Here is a 25,932-nt window from a genome sequence, read left to right as displayed (position 1 = left end):
TCCAGCCATAAGAAGATTCTTACGGCTGGATTTTGTCTATGAATGGGTAGACAAAGCAGCAATTTGATTATATTTTTTCTGTGCATCTTTTAATGCTACAAGTAATGCTTTTTGAGACGAACCGAAATAACGATCTTTTATTTCCATTACTAATTCTGGGTCATTAATATTTTTATGTAGAAATAAATATTTAACGAATTGAGATGTTAATGCAATTGTCGCTGAGCAATCTGCATCTACAATTTCCCCAGTCTCCTTAACAAGTACAAACGCTACAAAATAGCTTTTAAACTTTTCGGTAATGGGATTATTTTGAGGTGCTTTCGCATCCCCTACGACATAAATTGTATTTGAAGCGTACACAGCTCTCTTCCTTTCTAATACGGGATAACGGTTTTCTTAATAGTCGTATGAGTGATAAACTCAACATGGATTAAAAAATGTATCCGCTTACCTTGTATTATAATACAATTGACAGAATTTTAACAACATTTATTTTCGTATATATTCCATAAGTATAAAAACAGCTCCAGCTCTTCATTTTTACAATATGTAATTGTTTCTTGTACCATGACATTCCTACATGAAAAAACAGCTAGCTATCGCTAACTGTTCTATTACACTATTTCGGCAACACAAATATAGTTTCATTTGACTTAGAAAATTGATATTCTTTTCTCGCAAACTTCAAAATTTCTTCATCATCATCTGTTAAATTTTCTATGTTAGTCTTTAAAGAAGCCTCATCTTTCTTTAAAGAAACCAATTGTTTTTTTTGATTCGTAATTGTATCTTTTTTTTCTACAATTATTTCTTGTTGTTTCGTTAAAATAAATTGAACGTACAAAGTAGCCGCCGCAATAAATATAAACATGAATATAAATCGTCTTAGTTTTTTCTTATTAATTGCTCGATTTTCATTAGACTGTGATAGTTGTTCTTGTATATTAGGAACATTTATTCGCTTGAGTTTCCTCATTATGAAATCCCCCTAACACATATATTTTCACTACCATCGGCATGATTTCTTATTAACTTTAATTCTATTCTTATAAAATAAGCTCCTTCACAAAAATATCTCACTAATTAACCAATTAAAGATAGCATTCGACGACATTTCCATATTTACATTGCATTTTTTTATGTATGCTGGCATAAAATAGTAGTTTCTGTTATTCTTTTTCTACTATTGTAGAAGAGTTTTTTTACATACAAAGTTCTCCTTGTTTTAACATGGTTACAAGGAGAAAAGAGATGCATTTTCGTACATTCGATAAACTAGAATGACTGTTTAAGAGCTTAAGTTTAGAGCATAGATCATACCTATATACACTCAAAATAAGAAAAAAGCCCAATTTGGGCTTTTTTAATTTTGTAAATCAATATCATATTCCATATTTTTGGCCGTTTCTTCAGCGATCTCCACACCTAGCAAATTTTTCACAATATGAAATGACATGTTAATACTAGCTGAAATACCTGCCGATGTAATAATATGTCCTTCATCTACAAATTTCACATTCTCCATTACTTCTACATTCGGAAAATCTTTTTTGAAAGTTTGAATACTAGCCCAATGTGTTGTTGCTTTTAACCCTTCCAGTAAACCAGCTTTCGCGAGTAATAACGCTCCGGTACAAACTGAAGTCATTAGCTTTACTTCTTTCATTTGCTGACGAACCCAATTTATTACAATATCATTTTTCACTTCATTTTCCCGTGCGCCTTTACCACCTGGAATGATTAATATATCAACTGGTGGTAAATCTTCAATACTATAATCAGGCTTTACCTTTAATCCGTTCCTTGCTGTAATCATTTCTCCATTTTGGCTAACTGTATAAACAGTAAATGGTTTCTCTTCATGTACTTTAGTGATAGAAAAAACTTCAAATGGCCCTGCAAAATCTAACACTTCCACCTCATTAAATAAAAATATCCCTACACTCCATTTATTCATCACACGTTCACTCCCTGTTGCAAATAATGTAAAAGGTGAGTATGACCTTTTTCTAAGGCTATATCATAGGCTGTTTTCTCATCATCACACTCTTCTATATGTTCTGTTGATTATTATAAATTCCTTTTTTAATTATAGTTTACATAATAATATTATCTATTTAACATTTATCTTTTATTTTAAATATTAAAATTTCCCGCTAAAATAATGCTAATCATGTTTAGTATGGAGGAGAAATTATGTTACACGTAATACCTTTAAATAGTGAAGACTATGATTTAATTAAAGCGGCTGAAAAAGTAATCGAAAAAAACTATAAATATGGCCGTCATCATATCGGTTCAGCAGTACGCACTAAAACAGGTAATATTTATGCAGCAGTACATGTTGAAGCGAATGTTGGAAGAATAACAGTATGTGGTGAAGCTATGGCAATTGGAAAATCTATTTCAGAAGGTGATCATGAATTTGATACCATTGTAGCAGTTGCTCACCCACACCCTCATGAAGATATAGAAAAATGTTGGGTTGTTGCTCCATGTGGTATGTGTCGAGAATTAATAAGTGATTACGGAAAAAATACGAACGTTATACTTTCTTATAATGGTGAACTTGTAAAATGTAACGTAATGGAATTATTACCTGAAAAGTATACAAGTGAAGTAGAATAGTTATTCCTGTGTTCCATTCATCTTATAATATTATTCCAATAAAAAAACAATCCGTTTTAAAAACGGATTGTTTTTTTATTTCTGTTTTATGCAGTTTATTTTATTTTTCTATTTTTTAAAATAATTAAATTATCATTAACAAAAATGAAATTAAAAACATTTAAGTTTATTACATTTTTCATTTGAAAACAAAAATGCGTTTTCCCCTTACATTCGATAAATATTAATATAAAATCTCTAAAATCAGCAGTCTTATCATACCAATCTATAACAATTCTGTCTTCTTCCCTTACCTGTTTCCTTTAACACATATGATTTTAATACAAGCGACGTTAATGAATCTGTTAATGTTTTATATGATAAATTAGATAATGCCAATAGATCGTTCGTATATAACATTCTATGCTTCTCTAATAATAATAGTACTAATCGTTCAGACGGTTTTAATGCCTCATCACTTTCTAGTATAAAGTCTATATTTTTCATTTCTCTAATTATTACTCCTTATATAAAAAAATACTTACGCAACTAATTTAATATAAAAATAATACATAACAAAATTTGAAATATATTAAAATAACATTGTTTTAAAACACTATTATACTATAACATAGAAAAAGCATTTCCCGAAATAGGAAATGCTTTTTTATTGCTTATAGAATTCTTCAAACCATACATTATATTTCAAATATTGATCCGTACAATTCCCTACAAACTTCTCTGATCATTCAAAAGTATTTGTAGTACATCAAGTTCTACTAAAATGAGTTAACCATTTTCCGGCATTTTGTTCTACCTTAAATATTTCTTGCGATGTGCGGCTTACTGTAATGACTTGTTCCACCACCGCCTACTACTACTTTACCGCCTTGTTCGAAAATTAATAATTTACTTGAACCATCTGCAAGAAGTACTATTACTTCAGCATTATTACTTGTTGCTACATAAATTATATAACCACTTTTTGATATACAAGTTTCCCAATTCGCATCAAATTCTGATCTTACTACACGATTTGAATACACTTGATTTTCAATTCTATCTTGTTCTTCGTTTGCCAAATTTATCCCCTACCTCTCTAAAATATCATTTATAGAAACATTACAGTTCTATTTAAAATAGTGACTGTCTTTAATATAAATAGTATATGTAGTTAGTAGAAGGATGCTTGGACAATGAAAACGTAATAACATGTACGCAATATAATATACAATTAAAACAAGACAATCGATATTGTATCGATTGCCTTGTTTTCTTACATACTTCTTTATTTTTCTTTTCGCACAGCTTCAAAAGTAAACATTTGATTTGCATTTGACGGTTTTTTTTCAAAAACATAGTCAGCAGAGCAAGTAATATTAGAGAAACCAATACTTTCTAAAAGAAGTTTAAACTCTTCTATTCCATACCAACACACCGCAAAGCGTTGCAATTCCGTTTGTACTAACTGCCCTTTACTCCATTTTTCATATTTTAAATAGGATAGAGTAACTTGGTTCAGCCAATCTATTTCAATTGATTTATTTTCTAATGTAATTCCGTCACCATTTGGTAAAGAAAAAGTCGATGTATGAATCTCCCCCGTCTTCCAGTCATACGGAAGCATAATATCTACGATTAATCGTCCGCCTGGATTAAGGTGTTCATAAAAACATTTCAATGCATTTATAGAATCCTCTCGATTTTCAATTAAGCAAAAAGAACCAGTAGGAATAATAATTGCCTCATATTTATGCGGAAGTGAAAATTGTTGTAAGCTTCCTTCATATAAATTAGGGTGTAAGCCTCTCTCTTTGCATCTTATACGGCACGATTCTAGCATCTCAGGTGAATAGTCAATCCCATCTACTGTAAAACCAGCCTCAAGAAGCGGGATGATGACACGCCCTGATCCTACTGCTGCTTCGAGAATTCTTCCTCTACAATTTTTTAAACGTTTTTCGTAATACTCAATATCACCATTTAAAGAATAACCGACAGGCTTTGTGTAATCATAAAGTTCCGTGCAAAGTGTACTATAAAAACTAAACATTTATTTTCTCCCCCGTTTTTTACGTACGGAAGATTTAAATTCAATTAATCTCCCTGTACCTGTATTTTTAATGAAAATTCGAAAGAGCTGACTGTCATAATATATCACTCACTTTCCATAGAATATAATCATATTGTATAATATTTCCTTTGAAATACCAATGTAAATAATGAAAATTCAAACTCTTTACCAAAAGGAGGATATGATGAATTCATTCATTATATTTCTTTTACTTCTTATTGCTTTTAATGCTCTAATTTTCTTTATAGCAAAGAAATATAGGGGAATATGGAAAATTACCAGTGGCATTTTCATTCTTTCTTCCCCCATCGTTTTCTTCGCCACTTTGCATGTAATTGGTGAAAAAGTAGGAGATGGATTCGCTGGAGGTTTTGCTGGGCTTACATTTAGTGGCCTATTGATCATAAATGCAATTTTTTTATTTATTGTAAGCCTTTTTGTATCTACCAATAAACATTCACATTAAACTCTCCCTTTCAAAATGTAAAGAGGTTGTCTCATAAGTCTCTTTCGAAGTAAAATCACATGAAATTGAAAAGGAAGAAACGTTATTAAATCAACGTTTCTTCCTTTCACTTTCTATTCGGTTTTGGCTAAAAAGCACCTTTTGGGACAGCCTCTTTATCCATAACTATTTATTTCACAATTGGCAATGTCACTTCACTTAATTTCACTGTAAGCTTCGTGCCCGCTTTCGGTCTAATTGTATAATCATAGTCGCTAGCAATTAAAACGACTCCTATTTGATGCCCAGCTTTAAAGACATAATCATCTGGCTGCATGTCCCATGTAAATGTATAATCTTTGCCTGGTTGAATCGCTGTTGAATTTTCTATACTTTTTACGTTTTGTGGATCCATCCAGCCTCGTGTTACGATTTCCGGCTTCGTTCCTCCGTAATCAACAAGTAATGCTGTTAAATTTGATACAGATCGATCAATATTTCCTGTAATTGAAATCTTTGGTGTACCACTTATACGCGTATCTTTTTGCAGTACAGGCATTGTATACACTAATCGATTGGCTACTTCTAATTCTGGGTTTGCTACTAATTCGTTTGATTTCATTTTTGCATCATCTACGAATGAAAACATCTTATTAACAGAACCCATACTGAATGGTAAATTAACTGCTTTATTACTTAAATACATTCGCACTTTTGACGGTACAGCTGCTGGATCTGGCCAGTTTTTTAATTTTTCCCATGTTTTATTTTCACGTTGTACATCAACCATTGGCTCATTCATAATCCCATTTTCAATTCCATATAACCAATAATCGAACCATTTATTTTGTGTTCTTTGCCAGTCATTCGTTGATGTTCCACCGTGTCCACCTTGATGTAGCCACATTTTACGAGGAACATCATTCTCTCCAAGCGCTTCCCACCATTGCGCGAACTGCTTCGTTTTTACATTCCAATCATTTAAACCATGAACAACAAACACACTCGCTTTTACATTTTTAGCATCTTTTACATAATTTCGTTTATCCCAAAAATCATTATAATTACCAGTTTTCCGGTCCTGTCCGGCTGTTAGCTCTTTTATTACTTGTCCGCAAACTTCAGGGTTTTCCCTTGTTAATACTGCTTCTGCCATATTATCTGTATCTTCTCCTTGGTATCCACCTGGCGCAATCACTGCACCGTTTGCACGATAATAATCATACCAACTACTAATCGCTGCGATTGGTATAATTGTTTTTAGCCCTTCAACGCCTGTCGTTGCAACAGCATTTGGTAACGTACCATTATAAGAAACTCCTGTCATACCGACATTTCCCGTTGACCACTCGGCTTTAACTTCCTCACCATTTTCTGTATATGCTTTCGCACGTCCATTTACCCAATCAATAACAGATTTCGTCCCTAATATTTCTTGCTCATCCCCAGTCGTCGGACATCCATCTGATTTCCCAGTTCCAATACTTTCACCTAAAATGACTGCATAACCTCTTGGTACATAATAATTTCCATACGAACCAAGATTAACAGCTCCATACGGTTTCCCTTCATACGCATACAATTCTTCATCTACGTTATATACAGGAACATCTTTTAAACCAGCTCGATATGGACTCATTTCATATATAACAGGAACTTTCACATTTGGATCAGTTTTTGGACGCATAACTTTTACTGATACTCGATCTTTTTTTCCATCTCGATCACTATCTACTTCCGTTTCTACAAATAAATTTTCAATAATTGCTTCATCAAGCGAATAAATCGGTTTTGTCATCCCATTTTCTAATTCAATTTTCGTACTTGAACGTAACGCATCTGAAACAATTCCATTTAACTTCACGTCATGCTCATTTATGTAGTTTGTTTCTTTATTGTCTGCATACGCAGTCATACTAGAAACTCCTGACGTAATTGATAAAGATAATATTGCTGATAATGTTGCTATTTTCTTTTTCCCCATATCCTTCCCTCCCCATTTATGTCTCCTTTTACTATACAATATAATTACTGAAAATTCAGTTTATTTTTTATACAGCAACTTGAGAAATTTGTAGAACACTCTTCCAACGGGCTTTCAAGGTTATATATTCTGATTTACTGCTCTCATATAATCAATAAAAAACATCACCTATTAATAGACGATGCTTCTAATTGTATTGAATTAGTCATTCTTCATAGAAATATAAAACCGTATTTCTCCCTCTTTAGTAGATACGCCATAGTCAAAACCATGCCTTTCTAAAATACTTTTCACTATCGCTAGTCCTAATCCTGTGCCTGATTTTTCTTTACTTCGTGAAGAGTCTAAGACATAAAAAGGTTCCCAAATTTTTTCGATATCTTGAATTTGTTCTGCATTAATCTCATTTTCAATTTGAAAATATACACTTTTATTTCTATCTTCTAAAATGATTTTTATATTTTGATTTGTTGTATATTTTATTGCGTTAGAAATTAAATTTTGAAACACCATTCCCATTTTATTCAAATCCGCATAAATGACCTGATTTTTAATATTACTGTTCGTCTGCAACTGTATTTCTTTCGACTCCAGTTCAATTTTATGCTTATCTATTATACTTCGGACTAATGGTTCAATAGGGAATTCTTCTTTTTGTAAAACATCTCTTTCTAACTTCGAAAATTGTAATAGTTCTTCAATTAAGTTTGATATTTGATCTGTTTGTTTTATAATTGTATCTACGTATGTCCCATCATCTAACCCATCCTTAATTCCCATAGAATATGCTTTTACTAATGCAATTGGTGTCTTTAATTCATGCGTCACATCACCCATAAATCGTTTTAAATGTTCATTACGATCTGTTAAATCTTGATGTGCTTCATGTAGTGTATCACTCATGATATTAATACTATCGGCTAACTCCCCTATTTCATCGTTCGTTTTCACTTTTGTTCTTTTAAACTTCAAATGTGAAATGTCCTGAGCTACATCACTTAGCTCTTTTAATGGAGTCGTTATTATTTTTGAAAGTATCCACACAAGTAAAATAATAAGAAGGAGTGAGAAACAAAGAATGTATAAATAAAATGTATTTAACGTTTTTATAATTTCGTTAGAATGTGCAATAGAAGTTCCCATTAAAATTATTGTATTATCTTTTGCAATATATTTAGCGAAAAAACTTGCTTTTAACTTCTCTTGATCATACAGTTTATTCGATTGCCCTTCCGCTTTCACCTTCATGACTTCGTCTTTCGTAATCCACAGTTTATTTAAAACTACTTTCTTTTTCGTAAGTTGCATGCGTAACGCTTCGTTCATATCATCTTCTGACTGATTGATTGACGTATATGCAAACGTAACGTTATTTTCGCTTTCAATTGTACGAATTACATCTTCTAACTCATTTACAGATGTATTTTGTATTTGCATTGTAAATTCATTCAAGTTCTCTCTCGTTTTGTAAATATTATATTTCGGTAAAAGATAGTTAATTATTAATAAAGAGATCGTAAAAATAAGAATAACAGTTAAAGAAATGCTGAGAAATAGTTTTTTTCCAAGTTTATTCACTCTGCTCCTCCAAACTATACCCTAAACCACGATGCGTCTTTATAATATTTTCTCCTACTTTTTTACGTAACCTTCTTACATGTGTATCAACAGTTCGCTCTTCTCCAAAATAGTCAAATCCCCATACGATATCTAACAATTTTTTACGAGTCAAAATCATGCCTTTATGACTTAAAAAACACTTTATTAATTCTAGCTCTGTTTTTGTAATATCTAACTCTTTGTCATTTTTATAAACTTTATTTTTCGTAAAATCTATTTTCAAATCTTGAACTTGAATGACATCATCGTGCTGTATAAGCTTTTTCGCTCTAGTGATTAATACACCTGGATGAAATGGTTTTTTTACGTACTCATCTGCCCCGCTTTGAAGCGCTGCTAATTCATCTTCGCTTTCACTTTTCGCCGTAAGCATTAATACTTTTACGCTTGAGTTTTTCTTTATTTCCTTACAAACAGTAATACCACTATGTTTCGGCATCATCCAATCTAAAATAGCTAAATCAATTTTTTCATCATAAAATATTTGAAGTACTTCTTCTCCATCTTTCGCTAAGAAAACTTCGAAGCCTTCTTTCTCAAAATAAGCTTTTAAAATCCTTAGCATATCTTGTTCATCATCTGCGATTAATACTTTCATACATTATCCTCCATTGCTTTTAAACAAAAATTAATTGTATCATACAACTTCTTTGTTACATGTATGTGACAGAAAAATATTTGAACTAGTTAAGGGTATAGTAAAAACGAGGTGTTGTACTATGATGAAAAAAATCGGGGTCATTACTCTTCTTTTCTTCTTATTATCAACAAATGCGTTCGCAAATACAAATCAACAAATTGAAGTATTTGATTGTCAAAAAGAAATGGTCGTTCAAAAACAATCTTTAGATCCAGCTATTCAAAAAAAAGCTGTTCAATATGCTAAATCCATTACTGGCCCCTTCAAAAACTTAAATGTCGTTCCAAAAGATGGTCACATGATAAAAATTCCTTTATCTAAACCAGTTTCTATTACAAATCAATGGCTACAAACAACAATTGATGAAGTACTTATTCTTCTCCCTCTTAATCAAAAACCTTATATTATGCTTTACGACGATGAAAATAATCCACATTTTTATTATGTAAAAGGTGATCCGAAGGGACTATTGAAAAAAATGAATGTTAAACATAATTGACTAGAAAAAAGAGACTTCATACGCTTATTTTTCGAAGCAGAGGTCTCTTTTTTTACTAACATAATACTTTATAGTGACTAGAGCCTTTATATACCTGCCCCTTCACAAATCCATTTGCACTATAAAATGCATCACCTTGTTTTGTATCTGTATGTAAAACAACTACTTTAAAATTCTTTTCCGCATGAGATAATAGTTTGTTTAATAACGACTTTCCTAGCCCTATACGACGATAGTCCTTTGAAATATAAAATCGCCTTAATCGGCCAATCTTATTATTTTCTGTATATGGATCCTCATTTAACCCTCCTATTCCAATTAACTTTTCCCCTTGAAAAATACCATATAGACATTCACCCGTTTTATTAAATGTGTTTAGTTTGTTTTCATATTCATTTATTAATTTTTTTAGGAAGTTAAAACCTTCTTCTTTACTCTCTTGAACAAGATATTTGAATTCATATTTCATTAAATTTTCTATTTGTTTAATATGTATACCTTTCAAGTCCATCCCCTCCTATGTGTGAAAATACATAAAAATGCTCAAGAATCATTTATTCTGAGCATTTTTATGATTGTTACCTCATTCAATTTGTAGCATGCGTATTCTCTACTCCAGATAATATCCCCTTCAATTCCAGTAAATCATCTATTACTATATCTGCCTGGGCTAGTTCCTCTTCTTGTGCAAAATCAAAATTGCATCCAATCGCAATCAAGCCATTTTCTTTTGCTGCATTTATATCAGATAAACGATCCCCAACTACAGCTGCTTCTTTTATATCATATTTGTTCAAAATACTTTTTACTAAGTCGCTTTTATTAAGTGAGTTTATTTGTTCAATACTAAACGTTTCAGTAACCCATTGATCTAACTCATAATAAGATACGATTGCTTGTAAATATTCAGTTAAACCATTACTAGCAATATAAATTGAACAATTATTTTCTGTTATATATGTAAAAATTCCTTTTACATTCGGATATAAAGCACCTTTTCCGCTCTTAATATTTTCAATTAGTCTTTCTAAAAAATATGCATCTGTTTGTTCTCTTACTTCAAGAGAATGATTCGGTAATAAAGCTTCCCAAACTTTCGGTAAAGGTACACCCATTATTTCACGGTATTTATCAATAGGCGTTACCGTATCCCATAATTGAAGGGATCTTAAGTGATCAAATGTATCATCTAACGATAATTCTAAAATTTTATCTGTTTGAAATAACGTTCCGTCCATATCAAAAATTAATGCTTGTAACATTTCATTCTCTCCTTTTAAATTATAATACAGTTTTACTTGATATATTTTTAAGCATCTCAACGATAATTTCTGAACAATAGTTTGCGGCCGTTTTCGCGAAGTCATCATAAGAAATTTGGGCTTCATCGTCTGCACTGTCAGAAATACATCGTATTACGAGAAACGGTACTTCATTTATGTAGGCAACATGTCCAATTGCTGCACCTTCCATTTCTGTACAATGCGGTGCATATTCATCTATTAATTTCGCTTTTAGGTTTGAATCTTCAACAAAACATTCACCGCTTACGATTCTCCCTTCATGAACTCCAATATGTAAACTACTACTATTGCATGCAGTACGTGCTAACTCCATTAATTTCTTACTTGCGTAAAACTCCTCTTGGAACGGGAATAAGTTTTTCATTTGAGTCTTACTTACATCATGATGAGTTACATTCGTTGAAATAACTATATCGCCAACTTTTACATCTGGATGTAGCCCGCCAGCAACACCTGTATTGATGATAGCATCTACATCAAATTTATGAATTAACGTTTGCGTACATGCGGCTGCATTAACTTTCCCTACACCACATCTTGTAACAATTATTTCTGTTCCCATGAATTCCCCAACGTAAAAAGGCATTCCTGCGATTGTTTGTTCTTCTTGTACAACTAATTTTTCTAAAAGTAAGTCTATTTCAATTTGCATTGCTCCGATAATGCCGATTCTGTTCATGAATGTACTCTCCTTTATTAATTACTCCCTTTAATTCTTTCAGACATAACCCACAATAAAAATTTCGGAAGTACGATTTGTCTCTTTAATCTTTTCGGCTGTGAAAGTAACCTATACAGCCATTCAGTTCCAGTATCCCTCATAATTTTTGGTGCTCTTTTTACAGTACCAGATAATATATCGATCATACCTCCAATACCAATAGATAGTGGAATGTTTAATGTTTGTATGTTTTCATAGATGAATTCTTCTTGTTTTGGTGAACCTAGTCCTACTAGCAATAAGTGCGGCTTGAATTGCTTTATTTTCATTTTTACTTCTTCTATTTCTTCGCCATTTACAAACCCATGCTGTCCTTTAAACTGTGCTCCCGGGAACTGCTCATTTAATTTTTCTAATGCCTTTTTATTACTTTCTGGAGCAGCTCCAAAAAGAAAGACGCGGTATCTATTATCGTTACAATATTTTATTAAATCGTGAGTGATATCTGCCCCAGTGACGCGTTCTTTCAGCGTTCCTTTTAATATTTTCGAGCCAATTATGACACCAATTCCATCCGCTGTTATTAAATCCGCAGATAGTAACATCTTTTTAAACTGTTTAGATTTAGCCGTACTTTCCTTTGCAGACATAACAATTTCAGGATTTGCAGTTACTACAAATCTTGGTTTCTCTTGTTTTTCATGTAGCCAACCTTTTAATAAACTTATAGCTTTTGCATATTCTAAAGTTGAAAAAGGTATTCCCTTTATAAGTTGGTGATTCACTTTACTCTCCCCTTACATAAGTTGCAAATATTCATCAATATCTTTAGAAATTTGTTTAAAGGCTTTATCCCAAAATTCATAGCTCGTTATATCTATTTCAAAATGTTTTTTCATAAGTTCTTCCACTGGAGCTTTTCCTGTTTCTCGTAAAAACTCTTTATATTTCAAATGAAAAGTACTTTTCCTTTCTTTAGCTATTTCTAATAAACTAAAACTAACTAAATATCCAAATGTGTATGGATAATTATAAAAAGGAACATCTGCTATATAAAATTGAATATATTTCATCCACACGAACGGCTGATATTCTGATAATGAATTTCCATATGCTTTTTCTTGCGCTACTATAGATAATTTCTCGATTTGATCAGCACTTAAAGGACTTTCTTTACATTTCTCGTAAAAGTTCTTCTCAAATTCGTACGATGCTCGAATTGCCATTACATAATTAAAACAGTTTCTTATTTTCCAGCTAAGCAATGACTTTTTCATATCTATACTATCTGTTGTTTGAATTAGATAATTTATAAGCACCGTTTCAAAGAAAATAGATGCTGATTCAGCTGTACTCATTGGCAAATAATCATCTAAAAAAGAAGAGGATTGTTCAAAACTCATATTATAAAAATGCCAAGCATGTCCTAGTTCGTGGGCAAGTACTCTTACACTATCGATACTTCCGTCGTAACGCATTGAGATTCGAGATTCTTTCTCACTGAAAAAAGGAGCACAAAATCCACCTGGTGGTTTATTCTCTCTCAGCTCTGCATCTACCCAACCACTTTCTATCGCATGACGTGCAAATTCTGCTAATTCTTCATCTATATTTTTTAATGCATCGTATATGTTTTGTACTGCTACTGAAAAAGGAATAATAACCTCATTATTCTCCTTTACTGTCATAAGTTCATGCCATGTAATCGAAGCTCTACCTTTCTTATACACGTTTAAAGCACTTACTAATTTATCTAGGTTTTCTTCTGTCGCATTCCATATTTGTAATAATACAGTTTCTGAAATGCCATTTGCATGAAAAGATTGAGTTAAAATATCTATGTCTTCTAATTCATTACTCTTTGTATTACGCAATCTTCCTATTTGATTTAATACAGTAGCAAAAATTTCTTTCTCCTTATGTAAAGCACATATTAATGACTCGAATACTTCTAGTCTTTCCTTTTCATTATCACTATTCATTGCAACATGATTTGCTTGTCCAAATGATAATTGCTTATTATTGTGCTCTATTTCTATCCTATTCCTTAATTGTATGTACATATTTTCCCACGCATGTAGTTCAGCTTTTATTAGCCTAGTATTATCAGTAATTTCCACTTCACTTTGCTGTATGACTTGCTGCACTTCACTTTTTAGTTCCTTTACTTTCACAGTCAATCTAGTAATGTCAGATGAAACACTTTCTTCAGCCAATCGACAGTACAAATAGTATTCTGCTTTTTCAATAGCTTGTATAAAATTTGAAAGAATCCCTATATCTTTTGTTACAAAAAATTGTTCTTTTAACTCCAATATTGGAGATAGGATATCTTCATTCGAATACAATGAATCTAAATCCCACTTAGCAATTTCATGCATTTTATAGCCGCCCCCTATTTTTACAAATAGTTACAGATATTTCTCCCTACACAATTATATATGAAATAAATAAATTTTAATATCTTGAAATATTTAGATTTTTATAAACAAAATACTTCAATACATAAAAAAGATGATTCTGTCCACAACAGAATCATCTTTTTTATATATTATATTTAGCATTTTCATACTAATTTCATAAAAAACTAATTTATATATTTAGTAACTCCTTTTTCTTCGCATTAAATTCATCTTCTGTAATAACACCCATATGTAATAATTCCTTAAATTTTTTCAGCTCATCTGCTACAGAAATAGTAACATTACCTTGAAGAAAAAAAGATTGATCAAAAGATCAATCCTTTACTCTACTTCATTTAAGAAAAACAACGTTATAACTCCAGGTCCTGTATGTGCTCCGATTGCTGCACCAATTGTATTTACGATAAATACTTCACAGCCAAATCTTTCTGTAATTAATGCTTTTAACGCTTCAGCTGTTTCTAGATCGTCACCGTGAGTTATACCGATTGTTTGACCTTTAAGTTCTTTTCCACGCTCTTCCATTATATCGACAATTCGGCCAAGTACTTTCTTTTTCCCTCTTACCTTTTCAAGTGGTACAAGTTTTCCTTCTTCCACGTTTAAGATCGGTTTAATGTTTAGTAAACCACCGATAAATCCTGCGACTTTACTTAAACGTCCACCTCTCACTAAGTACTGTAAGTCAGCTACAGTGAAGATATGTTCCATATGGTTCATTAGAAAATCAACACGTTTTAAAATATCTTCTTTTGATGCACCGTCTTTGGCCATTTTAGCAGCTTCTAAAACAACAAGACCTTGACCAAGCGAAGCACATTTCGTATCAATAATTTCTAAATCTAAGTTAGCATATGTTTCTTTTACTTCCTCTTTAATGAGAACTGATGATTGATATGTACCAGACAGTTCAGATGAAAAAGCTAAATATATACAAGGATTACCTTCTTTTGCATAAGAAACAAATTTTTCTTGGAAAGTTTCAAGTGAAGGCAATGACGTTCTATAAACAGCGCCTTCTCTCATTTTTTGCAATAATGTAACTGACTCTAATGTAACTCCATCTAAATACTCTGTTTCTGCTTCATCATAAACACGGAGTGGAATTAAATCAATATCATATGCTTGCAGCAATTCTACCGGTAAATCCGCCGCACTATCCGTAATGATTTTAACACCCATTTTTAAACCTCTATTCTGTTATAAATATAAAAAATATAAAATAAAAATAGTACTTTTAAATTATATACGTAAAACTTAAATGAAGAAAGGAAAACACTTTATATTGTATGCACTATTCTTCAAAACTTGAACTGTTAATACAAATGATTCTATTTTAAACACCTTTTTCTTATTATTTTTCTAAAACACGAATAATTTTATAAGTATTTTGTATCATTATATTTTAATTCTTTATCTTAATATAATCTTTTCAAATTCATACTGTTTAAAATTTAAAAGCCAAATCCAATAAAGGAAATGGCTTTTAAATTTTCATAAAATAACCAAACTTCATTTTCCATCACATTGCTCTCATTATTATTTTAGCGATGTTAAATATTAGTCCAGTTATGAGTAATATTTATAGCCTGTACTATAATTAAAACAGTAAAAGAATCACTAGATAAAAAACAAGTTAAACACTTTATAAAATATTCAATTTAACTAGTAACGCTAATAAAATTTGGAGAAGAATTTGAACATTTACTGCTATGTCTGTATCAGTAGTCGTAACTGTAACATTTCTAGAATTTCTAATAACAGTTTCTTGTTTATTAATTTGTTTAATAGATGATTTTTGAAACAATTCTTGTGCAACACGATCAGCTTTTTCACTATCTGCTATAGAAATACTTATTATAACCACGATAGCTGCTTGTAATGCCGCTTGAATAGATAACGCAGCTTTTGTATCTGTAGTAGTAACTTCTACATCTGCTGAATCGACAATTGTAATTGATTCTTCAGAAATTTGGTAAGTTTTACTTTCTTGCGCAGCTGCTTCTGAAACACTAGCATTTTTAAAAGATGGATGAGGATTTGAGTAATCTAATGCACTCCATTTTTTATTTTCATCTGAATGACATGTTTTGTCCATACGTTCACCCCCTTTCAATCTAAATAATTATTAACTTGTGATTGTATTTCAGAAACAATACTTTTAATTTGCTGCTTTTTTTCTGGCGATAAATTTTTTAGTTTTTCTTCATTTATCCCATGCCTATTAAAAATATCTGAGAGTAAAAGGTCTATAATTATATTCTTTTGATCCTTATCAAACTTAAAGGAAGAAAATTTGTTTAAATCATCCATTTACAATATTCACTCCAATCAATTTTCTATAAAAATTTCAAATAACTAAGAGCATTATATGTAATTTAATAAAAATTGCTTGGACAAGTAACTTAATCTTCTATTTTCCACTTCTTTTTACTAATAACTTCAAAAAGCTGGCTTCTAATAAGAAGTCAGCTTTCTTTCCTTCACTTCACATAAATATAAGTTTCATTTACTGTTAAATAATGTATTTCAACTTTATTTGTAGTTTTCCACACTTGCTTTTTCATTTATCTTGAATATTAATTCAGTCATAATAAGAAGTCCAAGCTTGTACCATATGTTACAACAAAAAACGTTTACTTAGAGTGAAAACTTATAGCTAAATATCAATAGGATAGACACTTTATAAAATGTTTAGTTTAACTAATAAAGCTAATAAAATTTGAAGGAGAATTTGAATATTCACTGCAATATCTGTATCAGTCGTTGTTACGGTTACGTTTCTGGAATTTTTAATAAATGTTTTTTGTCTATTAATTTGTTTAATAGCTGATTTTTGAAATAATTCTTGTGTTATTTTATCTGCCTTTTCACTATCTGCTATAGAAATACTTACTACAACCACAATAGCTGCTTGTAATGCCGCTTGGATAGATAGCGCAGCTTTTGTATCTGTAGTAGTAACTTGTACATCTGCTGAATCAACTATTTCAATATATTCCTCAGAAATTTGATCGATTTTATCTGTTTGTATAGCTTCCTCTAAAAAATTTGTATTTTTACTAAACGAATAATAATTTAATGATTCGCAATCTTCTTTTTTTGGCTCACAATCCTCTTTTTTTGGCTCACAATCCTCTTTTTTTGGTTCACAATCCTCTTTTTTTGGTTCACAATCCTCTTTTTTTAGCTTAGGAGCTCGTTTTTTCGGCTCACAATCCCGATTTAATGGATCTCGGTTTTTCTTTCTTCTACAAACTTCACATTCACACATAAAATCACCCCTTTTAGTCTTAAAAGTTAGCAATATTAAAATATTGACTAACTATTAGCATTTTATGTATTTTTTAAAGATTTGTTTGGACAAGTAACTTAATCTTTTATTTTACTTCTACTTCTTTTTCTAATAAAAGAAAGCTGCCTTCAAATAAGAAGACAGCTTTCTTTGCGACTACTCTGGAATAGATTTCATACAATATAATTGTTCCTTTCTTATAACCTGAACTCGTCACTTTAGTTATAAAAATGTGAGTATATCCTATAACCTTTTTTAGGGATCATCCATAATTTATTTCATAAAAAGTGCTTTATTTTACTGAAAGGTGGTTGCGGAAACAACCGCCTTTTTATTCGGAACAAAATACAAAATAAAACTTTTATATAAAAGGCCCATAATTAAATACACTTAACTTCATATGATATATTGCATCCTTTCTTTTTAGAATGAGTAGTCGTTACTGAAGGGCACTTTTCGAAGTGCTCTTATTTTTAAATCCCTTTTCTTTTTCAGGAGGTTTTTTTTGCTAAATCCTAATACGATTTTTATCACTCAGGCTGGGGATTATTATATTTCCTTACTAGTTCCAATAATATAGTAGCTACACCAATTAAAATAAGCCTATAAACTCTATACGCTTAAATAATAATGCGTTACCAAACACAAGAACTAGTTTTACACTAAATTCACAAGGTTCTTATCCTCTTTTAGTTGAAATTATCATTTCAATACCAGCAAATCTACAACTTCAACTAATAAATTTTGCAAATGTGCTATATCAAGGTTCTTTTGATATAGCATCTTATGTTTTATATAATAAAGATAGTGCTAGTATTCCGAAGGAGGATGTCTATGAGTATCCAAATGGCTACATCTAATGATTTAGAATGGATTAATAATCAATACGACTCAATAGGATTTGTACGAAGTGATTTAAAAAGAGACAAAGTTGCAATTATTACATACAACAATGAGTATGCAGGTGTTGGACGATTAGTCCAAATAGATGAAGATACTTTAGAAATGGGTGGAATTTATATTCTTCCTCAATTTAGAGGGCTACAATTAGCTGGGGATCTTGTTTCATTTTTAGTAGAAACTGCGAAGAAATTACAAGTTCCAAATGTATATTGTCTTCCTTTTGAGGAATTAAAAAACTTTTATAAGAAATATGGCTATACTGAGGTCGATACTCCGAAAGAAGTTGTTCATCCAATTATTCTAGAAAAATATAATTGGTGTTTGGATCATTATGAAAAGCATGTTTTATTATTTAAGTTGTAAAAGTACCTAAAGTGAGTATATATAAATATTAATTATACTTTTCCGCATAGATAATAACCCTAATTTATTTGGTCAACATCAGCTTCTACAAGATATACTATTACTTCTTACGCTGTCTTTTTTCTTAACCTTACTTTTGTATAAATGATTAGTTTGTTTAAAATTACCTTAAATCGTATTCAAATAAACTAATCGAAAGGCCAATTCCTATATAATACAATTAAGTAATTAAAAGGAGCGTTATTTATGATAGATGTAATAAGACTCGTTATCTTTACTGTAGTTGCAATTGGTGCCATTATTAACATATACATAGAATTTAAAAAACCTAAAAAAAGTATATTCTCAATCGTTTTTTTATCAGTACTCTTAATTGGATCCTCAGGGTTAATTAAAAATATTTTATCTCAACTTTTATAGAAGATTGTTTAAAAATCAATCTCCCGTCAATAATGTAAATAACATGATTGTATCTCTCCATTCCCCCTTTAGAGAGGAGCAGTTAGCTTTGGCTAACTGCTCTTTTATTTGAACTATTATCCACAAAATAAGTATCATACGCCTTATCAAAAACATATCCTAGTTTTTCAGCTAGTTTTGCAGATGTAGTATTCGCTGCATCCCAGTTTGGATATATCCCTTTTTCTAAACAGTCCAAGATTAGTGCTGCACTAACTATAGTCGCCAATCCTTTTCTTCTATAATTGTGATCAGTCGCAACTTCAATTTTAACCCCTTTATCATAAATACTATACGATAACAGTTATTAGACTCATGAATGATTTGCAATCTACAAAGATAACCCCATTGTCCTCTTGCACGAATGATATGATACGATACCTTTCATCTCATTAAATGCAATAAGATATTACAATTTCATGCTGACTCACAATCCATTACACTCCATCCCTATACTATATGTTTTTATCTAATACATATAGTATAGGGATGAAATATGAGAAGAGCTTAGACAGTATACTTTTAACCTAGGCATATAGTTACTTATTCATTACACAAATCATGAAATTACGTCTATAATGGGTAAAAACACTTAAATTTCCCTATAAATACATATAACAATTTCATCTTTCATGAAAAAAACGTTATAATGAAGTGTAGCCTCTACGATTACGTTATAAAGGAGATTAAAACAATGGCTAAAATTAAAGTATACCAAGCAAAAGAAGAAAATATGGAAGCAGTAAAAAACATCATTGATGTTGAAGAACAAAATCCAACTGCTGAAAACTTACAAAATCTATACGCATGTGTATTAGATACTGAAGATATGGCATTGCCTGAATCATACATTGAAGAAGATATCTTAATTGATTCTATTGAAGTTATGGTTAACGCTTCTCAAAGCAAAATAAGAGACTTAGGTGCTTACGATGTAATCGAAGTTCAAAACAAAGGTAAGAAAACACAAATTTTATTATTAGCAGACGAAGAATACGAAATCATCGAAGGCTAATCTAAATCCGTACATACGAAAAAGCTCCTTTCCAATTGGAAGGGAGCTTTTTCATTACGCTTTTGATGTTTCGCTCTTTTTATTCTTTTGTTGTTTTTTAATTACCATGCGCTCATTTCCCATAAAGAAAATAAATATGAATGCTAAACCAGCTGGTACCAATGCCCACATAAATGTTTGGACAATTGAGCTAGAAAGAGCATCAATAATTTTATCTAATATTTGCGGTGGAATTTGAGATCTTGCCGATTCTGATAAAATAGCTCTTGAATCTCCTAAAGCGTTTGTATTCATTCCCCCGTTCATACCTTTAAATGCTTCTTCTAATTGATCTTGAAAACCTGTTCTTTGGATCATTCCGAAGATTGTAATACCAAGCGTCATGCCTAATGAACGAATGAAGTTACTCGTTGAAGTCGCAGACCCTCGCTGTTCCATACCAAAGTTGTGGATAGCCGCCATACTTAGTACAGAGAATGAGAAACCAACTCCAAATCCAATAATAATCATATACACTGTTAATAATACACGACTTGTTTCTGGCGTTAATGTGCTTAATAAAAATAGTCCAATTAGCATAATAACAGCAGAAATAATCATAATGTTTCGATAGCTAAGCTTCGTCGTTAAAAACCCACCTAATTGCGCTGTTACAACTGATCCTAACATCATCGGTAATAGTAATAACCCTGAGTTTGTTGCGGTACCTCCGTATACACCTTGAATGAATAACGGAATGTATACAGTTGCTGACATAAACGCAGCACCATAACATAAAGCAATAATGGTACTCATTCCGAATAAGCGCTGCTTAAACATCTCAAATGATATGATTGGCTCTTCTACTTTTCGTTCAATAAAAATAAATGCAATAATTAAAATAGCGAATCCACCAAATAAACTTAAAATAAAGCTAGAATCCCAATCATATTTTTGTCCGCCAAGTTCAAGTGCAAACATTAAAGAAACTACTGCACCAACTAAAGTAATTGCGCCAAACCAATCAATTTTTTGTTTTCTATGAACTCGTGATTCTTTATAAAAGAATGTAATAAAAATAAGTGCTAAAATACCAAGCGGTAAGTTAATGTAAAATACCCAGTGCCAACTAATATAATCTGTAATATATGCGCCAAGTAATGGCCCGAAAATACTTGACAATCCAAATACTGCTCCGAATAAACCACCCATTTTCCCGCGCTTTTCAGGAGGGAAAATATCAAACACGATAGTAAATGCAATCGGTACTAATGCCCCGCCGCCAATACCTTGAATCGCACGATAAATGCCTAACTGTGTAATGTTTTCAGCAGTACCACAAAGTGCCGAACCAATCATAAAGACGATTAAACCAAAAATAAAGAATCTCTTTCTACCATACATATCTGATAGTTTACCGAATATCGGCATACCTGCCATTTCTGCGACCATATAGGCAGAAACGACCCATACAAAGTTTTCAAGACCTCCTAAGTCACCAACGATCGTTCCCATCGCTGTTACGACAATGGTATTATCCATTGATGCCATTAAAATACCTAGCAATAAGCCCGCCACAATAAAGCCGAGCTTATTATTCTTCTCAACCATAACCTTGCTCTCCCTCATACTACTTATATTTGTTTATGTTCTTTTACGACTGTATTACCCTTTTGATTAAAACTAGTATGATATTCTACAACACTAATTTCACACCCAGGGCCAATTGTAACGTTGTTTCCTCTCACTATGTCAGCAATCGTATGTTCTAAATAAATATCATCTCCTTCAACAATTGAAGTTTGAAGGTTTCCAACATGACTAATAAAAGGAAGAAATCTCGCTTTTTTACGAATCGTAATTTTTTTACCACCAATTTCTCTTACCTTACTTCCTTCATAACGAAGTGAGATTTGAATATTTTCACCATTAAGTAATCCATCACTTTCAAGACCACCAGTTAATGATAAATCTTCTACTTCAATATTTCCCCTCACATTTAAAGCACCTTTTACATCGACAAAATCACCTGAAAACTTCCCAGCAATATCTATCATACCTCTAACTTTTGTTTTTTCAATATGTGCATCACCATGCATTTTTGTATTACCATATACTTTTACATATTCTGCATCTACAGTTCCTTGTACTTCACTATCTCCATACACAACATAATTTTTTACTTTCATATTCCCCCGTACATCACTCGTGCCGTACGTTTTAAATTCATTACAGCTCATATCATTAGAAATCGTTCCTTCACCGCGAATCTTCACTTTATTATAATCTCCGCCTGCTGAATTACCGGAACCATTTACTGTGAGACTATGTGGATGTTCCATATTACTTTCTCCTTCCCATTAAACCTGCTTAATTTCTTTTACATTTGCGCTTTTATCAACAGTAAGAACACCTGTATATTCAATGAGTTCAATCTCACAGTTCGGTCCTACTGTAATATTGTTTCCTCTTACCGTTCTTATGTGAGCATAATCAATATCAATATTGTCACCTTCTAATAGTTCAGCTTCTAATTGCAAGCCAAATACTGTTTTAAATAGCCTACTTAATGTACCTGATCTATGTCTTACTTTAATCGTTTGACCACCAATTTCTTTCGCGCGACATGTACCGTGAATATTAATATTTATTTCATCAGCGCTTAATAATCCGCCAATTGTAAATTGTCCTTCTGAAGAAAAAGTATCCACTTCACAATTACCGTCAATTGTTGCTTGACCATTGACTTTAAATTCTTCACCTGTGACATTTCCGCCTATCGTACCTTTTCCTGCAATTTTCAAACTGTTTGCCTTTACATTTTGCGTAATTGTAGCTTTTCCATCAATTCGCATCGTTTCAGCATGAACTGTGCCATCAACTTTACCAGATCCGCTAATTCGTGCTCTGCTACTTTTCAAATCGCCAGTAACTGCACCGTAACCGTTACATTCAAATTGCTCACATTCAACATTTCCATTCACAGTTCCTTTTCCGTTTAATTGCACTTTATGAAACTCGCCGCCATTCGATGAACCGTAACCATTTATAATCAAATTATCTGTACGCATACTTTCTCCTCCACTACAACAATTTAGTTTTTAATGCTTCGGTATATTTCATAATCGCTTCGCGTAAAACGATTTTGGTGCCTTTTTCAAAAATTAAGTCATCCACGTTTGAAACTAAGAAACATGTAGAAATCCCTAACTTTCGGACAATGATTAAGTCACACGTTTTATGTTTCATTGCTTCATAATTTTCACTTAAAACTTGCAAGACCATTTTTCCTTCTTCTAAACTAATCTCTCCCGATTGTAGTAATTCTTCTAACATGTACACATAAAGAATATCTACAAATTGAAACTCTGCTGTTTTATTCGTTTGTTCTATGAAAAATTGTAAAACTGGTTCTGATGCAATCCCTTTACGTAAAACGTCTTCCTTTGTTAAAAGAATTTCTCTCACACTCGGTGAGAACATATTCGCTAGTTCATCAAGTGATAGATCCTCTTTCATCGTTTGGATTTTATCAATTCGCTCTAAAATCTTTTCTTTCGGAAAAAATGTCTCCTGACCCGTGAATGTAGACTTTCGTACAAACCAATCTTCCGGTATTAAATTTTTTCTTTTCCACCTATATAACTGTCCGTATGAAATACCAGTAAGTTCTAATAAATCTTTTTTTGAAATTAAATCTGTACTCAACTGTATAACACTCCTTCCTGATAACAATGTAACATAACACTGTTACGTTGTAAATGGACTTTTATCACAAGTAGCGTAACAATGTGTAAAACAATCCTATTTTACATACAAAAAGGCTCTTATACACCTCATAAAAAATGCATAAGAACCTTTATCTATCAAGGTTTAAACCATATTCTATAAAAATCAATCCACCCTTGTGAATTAATCATTATATTTTGTACTTTTTCATGAGAAGTTACTTGTTGTTTGTTGCGATATAAAGGAATAACATGAATTTGACGTAACAATGTGTCCTCAATATCGCGTAACAGTGTAACTCTTTCCTCTACTTGTTCTTGTTTAAAATAAGGGGACAATAATTTATGAAAATCCACGCTGCTTTGCCCATGAATAAAACTGTTTTTTGTAAGAAACATATATAATAAACTATCTTCTATTCGTTCGCTAATTGTTGCGCTATCATGCATCATATCAGCCTTTTGTATCGTACTAATTTCTAAAAGATCTTCTATTTCAAGAAAATTGGTTTCTACACGAATCCCGTACTTCGCACACTCTTTTTGTATCCATTGTGCATCTTCAACGTGATCTCGTCCTGTAAATGTGTATAGTTGTAGCACTTCACTATGATACGTACTCCTTTTAATTAAACTTTGGATATCTTCGTCAATATCTACTATACTTTCATTTGCTAATATTAGTTTCTTTGCCACTTCTCCACGTTCTCCGCCGAGTTCTTGAACGATTTTATCACCATGAATAATTTTGTATAGCGCTTTTCGAAACAGCTCATCTTGCATTGGCCCTTTTTTTACAAGATTACACGTTACATATGTCACATTCGATTCAAGCCGTGAAAGTTCTTTATTAAGATTTTCTTTATCTTTATACTGTGCCTTTACTAATACGTCATATGTATTTACATTTTGCTCTACATTCAATAGTTCAATTCGGTCAAGAAAAGGTCTTTCACGATAATATAAATCATGTACTTCTAATGCAAATAAATGTGTATTCTTCTCTTGTAATATAAAAGGTCCTGTACCTATGAAGTTTCCCGCTTCATCTTCCTTTACGATAGAACATTGTTCTGCACTTAGCATATGTAAAAACATCCTATTTTCCGTATGTAATTGAATTTCAACAACAAATTCATCCACTGCACGGAAACTTTCAACATGTTGTAACATCCATGCATGTGGGTTGTTTTCAGCTTTCATAAATCGTTTTAATGAATGTATGACATGATGTGCAGTAAGTCGTTTCCCATTATGAAGACGAACGCCTTTTCGTAAATAAAAAGTCCATACCTTTTCAGCATCATCATATTCCCATTGAAAAGCAAGCCTTGGTTCTATAGAGTTTGTTTCCTCATTTACATATACAAGTGTATCAAAAATATGTTTAACCATATGACATTCCGATCGCATCGTAGCGTAAACCGGATCTAAAGCGATATCTAGATTCATTTGTACTTGCAAACGAAGGACATCTCTTCTCCCTTCAGATGTCATTTCTATTTTATGACCAAATATTGAATCAATCCATGACTGATATTCACTCTGTACGGATGAAAATAGCGAGCTATAGCGTTCCACAAATTCGATTCCGCTCCTCACATCCCCTTTTTTCGTTATTTCTTTTCCCTTATCTAAAATTAATGACTTCGGATGCTTTCGAAATATTACTTTAGAACGCCTCCCTCTCCCTCGTCCTGGAAACCAAGCAATCCAATTTAACTCATCTAATTTTTTTATAATCAATTTACTATTACGTTCTGTACAAAATAATGTTTCGGATATATTTTGGACTGTTATTTCTAATTGTTCTCCTTCTTTTTTCCCTTTCCCATAGGCAACCCATAGTTCAATGTATTGATCTAAAATAAACATCATATTCCCCCTAAAAGGTGAAAAATACTCCCTATTCTTTTTACCCTTTTTCCAT

27 protein-coding genes and 4 pseudogenes are annotated in these 25,932 nt (G+C 31.8%); 5 read left to right on the top strand and 26 right to left on the bottom strand.

From position 1 onward, the window contains the following. Positions 1–36 precede the first annotated feature (36 nt). The 4 genes and pseudogenes from QCI47_RS13880 to QCI47_RS13865 form a co-directional block, all read right to left on the bottom strand. A complete protein-coding gene (locus tag QCI47_RS13880; protein WP_000271328.1) occupies positions 37–363 on the bottom strand; it encodes a DUF3870 domain-containing protein in 327 nt (108 codons plus the stop codon). Positions 364–622: 259 nt separating this feature from the next. After that, complete coding sequence (locus QCI47_RS13875) at positions 623–979, bottom strand: FtsB family cell division protein (protein ID WP_001228720.1); 357 nt, start codon at positions 977–979, stop codon at positions 623–625. A gap of 387 nt (positions 980–1,366) precedes the next feature. After that, entirely contained in the window at positions 1,367–1,963 is a 597-nt protein-coding gene (locus QCI47_RS13870; protein WP_353811826.1) for a DJ-1/PfpI family protein, read from the bottom strand. Next, a pseudogene (locus QCI47_RS13865) lies at positions 1,960–2,046 on the bottom strand (ankyrin repeat domain-containing protein); the annotation flags it as partial. The pseudogene QCI47_RS13865 and the gene QCI47_RS13870, both read right to left, overlap by 4 nt. Before the next feature lie 153 nt (positions 2,047–2,199). Between QCI47_RS13865 and QCI47_RS13860 the strand changes: the two are divergent. Beyond that, positions 2,200–2,631, top strand: a complete 432-nt coding sequence (locus QCI47_RS13860; protein ID WP_000903440.1) for a cytidine deaminase — start codon at positions 2,200–2,202, stop codon at positions 2,629–2,631. A 255-nt stretch (positions 2,632–2,886) separates the two neighbouring features. On the opposite strand, the gene QCI47_RS13855 is transcribed toward QCI47_RS13860, so the two are convergent. From QCI47_RS13855 to QCI47_RS13845, 3 genes are all read right to left on the bottom strand, one after another. Beyond that, positions 2,887–3,117 (bottom strand): hypothetical protein, encoded by a 231-nt coding sequence (locus tag QCI47_RS13855; RefSeq protein ID WP_000789033.1) that lies wholly within the window; start codon positions 3,115–3,117, stop codon positions 2,887–2,889. A 311-nt stretch (positions 3,118–3,428) separates the two neighbouring features. Continuing rightward, the gene (locus tag QCI47_RS13850) at positions 3,429–3,692 is read right to left on the bottom strand and encodes a hypothetical protein (protein WP_001262613.1); all 264 of its coding nucleotides are present in this window, start codon (positions 3,690–3,692) and stop codon (positions 3,429–3,431) included. A 206-nt stretch (positions 3,693–3,898) separates the two neighbouring features. Continuing rightward, on the bottom strand, positions 3,899–4,663 hold the full coding sequence (locus tag QCI47_RS13845) for a class I SAM-dependent methyltransferase (RefSeq protein WP_000490900.1): 765 nt from the start codon (positions 4,661–4,663) through the stop codon (positions 3,899–3,901). Between the two features lie 205 nt (positions 4,664–4,868). Here QCI47_RS13845 and QCI47_RS13840 point away from each other — a divergent pair, with 205 nt between their 5' ends. Continuing rightward, positions 4,869–5,150 (top strand): hypothetical protein, encoded by a 282-nt coding sequence (locus tag QCI47_RS13840; RefSeq protein WP_001083943.1) that lies wholly within the window; start codon positions 4,869–4,871, stop codon positions 5,148–5,150. Positions 5,151–5,319: 169 nt separating this feature from the next. Here the strand turns inward: QCI47_RS13840 and QCI47_RS13835 are convergent, their stop codons facing one another. The 3 genes from QCI47_RS13835 to QCI47_RS13825 form a co-directional block, all read right to left on the bottom strand. Continuing rightward, positions 5,320–7,113, bottom strand: coding sequence for a Xaa-Pro dipeptidyl-peptidase (locus QCI47_RS13835; RefSeq protein ID WP_061130576.1), 1,794 nt, complete (start codon positions 7,111–7,113; stop codon positions 5,320–5,322). Positions 7,114–7,314: 201 nt separating this feature from the next. Then, complete coding sequence (locus tag QCI47_RS13830; RefSeq protein ID WP_061130575.1) at positions 7,315–8,691, bottom strand: sensor histidine kinase; 1,377 nt, start codon at positions 8,689–8,691, stop codon at positions 7,315–7,317. Further along, on the bottom strand, positions 8,684–9,331 hold the full coding sequence (locus QCI47_RS13825; protein WP_061130574.1) for a response regulator transcription factor: 648 nt from the start codon (positions 9,329–9,331) through the stop codon (positions 8,684–8,686). The genes QCI47_RS13830 and QCI47_RS13825 overlap by 8 nt, the downstream gene beginning before the upstream one ends. 121 nt (positions 9,332–9,452) lie before the next feature. Between QCI47_RS13825 and QCI47_RS13820 the strand changes: the two genes are divergently transcribed. After that, positions 9,453–9,872, top strand: coding sequence for a hypothetical protein (locus QCI47_RS13820; RefSeq protein WP_000976095.1), 420 nt, complete (start codon positions 9,453–9,455; stop codon positions 9,870–9,872). A 55-nt stretch (positions 9,873–9,927) separates the two neighbouring features. On the opposite strand, the gene QCI47_RS13815 is transcribed toward QCI47_RS13820, so the two are convergent. The 10 genes and pseudogenes from QCI47_RS13815 to QCI47_RS13770 all read right to left on the bottom strand — a co-directional run bounded on the left by QCI47_RS13815 (position 9,928) and on the right by QCI47_RS13770 (position 17,772). After that, the gene (locus QCI47_RS13815) at positions 9,928–10,377 is read right to left on the bottom strand and encodes a GNAT family N-acetyltransferase (protein ID WP_071741972.1); all 450 of its coding nucleotides are present in this window, start codon (positions 10,375–10,377) and stop codon (positions 9,928–9,930) included. Between the two features lie 82 nt (positions 10,378–10,459). Beyond that, positions 10,460–11,855: pseudogene (locus tag QCI47_RS13810) on the bottom strand (5'-methylthioadenosine/adenosylhomocysteine nucleosidase). A gap of 17 nt (positions 11,856–11,872) precedes the next feature. After that, entirely contained in the window at positions 11,873–12,622 is a 750-nt protein-coding gene (locus QCI47_RS13805) for a WecB/TagA/CpsF family glycosyltransferase (protein WP_353811824.1), read from the bottom strand. Between the two features lie 12 nt (positions 12,623–12,634). Beyond that, positions 12,635–14,218 carry a M3 family metallopeptidase gene (locus QCI47_RS13800; RefSeq protein WP_061130569.1) on the bottom strand — a complete coding sequence of 528 codons (1,584 nt, stop codon included), beginning with the start codon at positions 14,216–14,218 and terminating at the stop codon, positions 12,635–12,637. Between the two features lie 211 nt (positions 14,219–14,429). Then, positions 14,430–14,534 (bottom strand): annotated as a pseudogene (locus QCI47_RS13795) (SHOCT domain-containing protein); the annotation flags it as partial. 47 nt (positions 14,535–14,581) lie between these two features. Beyond that, complete coding sequence (locus QCI47_RS13790) at positions 14,582–15,442, bottom strand: DegV family protein (protein WP_000538272.1); 861 nt, start codon at positions 15,440–15,442, stop codon at positions 14,582–14,584. Between the two features lie 463 nt (positions 15,443–15,905). Further along, entirely contained in the window at positions 15,906–16,358 is a 453-nt protein-coding gene (locus QCI47_RS13785; protein WP_000361679.1) for a spore coat protein, read from the bottom strand. Positions 16,359–16,372: 14 nt separating this feature from the next. Next, on the bottom strand, positions 16,373–16,573 hold the full coding sequence (locus QCI47_RS13780; protein ID WP_000342253.1) for a spore coat protein W: 201 nt from the start codon (positions 16,571–16,573) through the stop codon (positions 16,373–16,375). Positions 16,574–16,943: 370 nt separating this feature from the next. Continuing rightward, on the bottom strand, positions 16,944–17,534 hold the full coding sequence (locus tag QCI47_RS13775; RefSeq protein ID WP_000333022.1) for a spore coat protein: 591 nt from the start codon (positions 17,532–17,534) through the stop codon (positions 16,944–16,946). 106 nt (positions 17,535–17,640) lie between these two features. Then, entirely contained in the window at positions 17,641–17,772 is a 132-nt protein-coding gene (locus QCI47_RS13770; protein ID WP_000204198.1) for a hypothetical protein, read from the bottom strand. A 617-nt stretch (positions 17,773–18,389) separates the two neighbouring features. Here QCI47_RS13770 and QCI47_RS13765 point away from each other — a divergent pair. Beyond that, entirely contained in the window at positions 18,390–18,821 is a 432-nt protein-coding gene (locus QCI47_RS13765) for a GNAT family N-acetyltransferase (RefSeq protein ID WP_000027225.1), read from the top strand. 502 nt (positions 18,822–19,323) lie between these two features. Here the strand turns inward: QCI47_RS13765 and QCI47_RS13760 are convergent. Beyond that, a pseudogene (locus tag QCI47_RS13760) lies at positions 19,324–19,578 on the bottom strand (GNAT family N-acetyltransferase); the annotation flags it as partial. Between the two features lie 396 nt (positions 19,579–19,974). On the opposite strand from QCI47_RS13760, the gene QCI47_RS13755 reads away from it, so the two are divergent. Continuing rightward, positions 19,975–20,295 (top strand): hypothetical protein, encoded by a 321-nt coding sequence (locus tag QCI47_RS13755; protein ID WP_001062732.1) that lies wholly within the window; start codon positions 19,975–19,977, stop codon positions 20,293–20,295. Positions 20,296–20,349: 54 nt separating this feature from the next. On the opposite strand, the gene QCI47_RS13750 is transcribed toward QCI47_RS13755, so the two are convergent. The 5 genes from QCI47_RS13750 to QCI47_RS13730 form a co-directional block, all read right to left on the bottom strand. Further along, complete coding sequence (locus QCI47_RS13750) at positions 20,350–21,885, bottom strand: MDR family MFS transporter (RefSeq protein WP_000229602.1); 1,536 nt, start codon at positions 21,883–21,885, stop codon at positions 20,350–20,352. Positions 21,886–21,908: 23 nt separating this feature from the next. Further along, on the bottom strand, positions 21,909–22,616 hold the full coding sequence (locus tag QCI47_RS13745) for a hypothetical protein (RefSeq protein ID WP_000400898.1): 708 nt from the start codon (positions 22,614–22,616) through the stop codon (positions 21,909–21,911). An 18-nt stretch (positions 22,617–22,634) separates the two neighbouring features. Beyond that, entirely contained in the window at positions 22,635–23,345 is a 711-nt protein-coding gene (locus tag QCI47_RS13740) for a bactofilin family protein (RefSeq protein ID WP_001258379.1), read from the bottom strand. Between the two features lie 13 nt (positions 23,346–23,358). Then, positions 23,359–23,982 (bottom strand): YhbD family protein, encoded by a 624-nt coding sequence (locus QCI47_RS13735; RefSeq protein WP_000102254.1) that lies wholly within the window; start codon positions 23,980–23,982, stop codon positions 23,359–23,361. 158 nt (positions 23,983–24,140) lie between these two features. Next, entirely contained in the window at positions 24,141–25,877 is a 1,737-nt protein-coding gene (locus QCI47_RS13730; protein WP_061130343.1) for an ABC transporter substrate-binding protein, read from the bottom strand. Between the last annotated feature and the right edge of the window lie 55 nt (positions 25,878–25,932).

The organism is Bacillus cereus group sp. RP29 (assembly GCF_040459765.1).
In the GTDB taxonomy this organism is placed as follows: Bacteria; Bacillota; Bacilli; order Bacillales; family Bacillaceae_G; genus Bacillus_A; species Bacillus_A paranthracis.
This window is presented reverse-complemented; position numbering and strand designations above follow the sequence as displayed.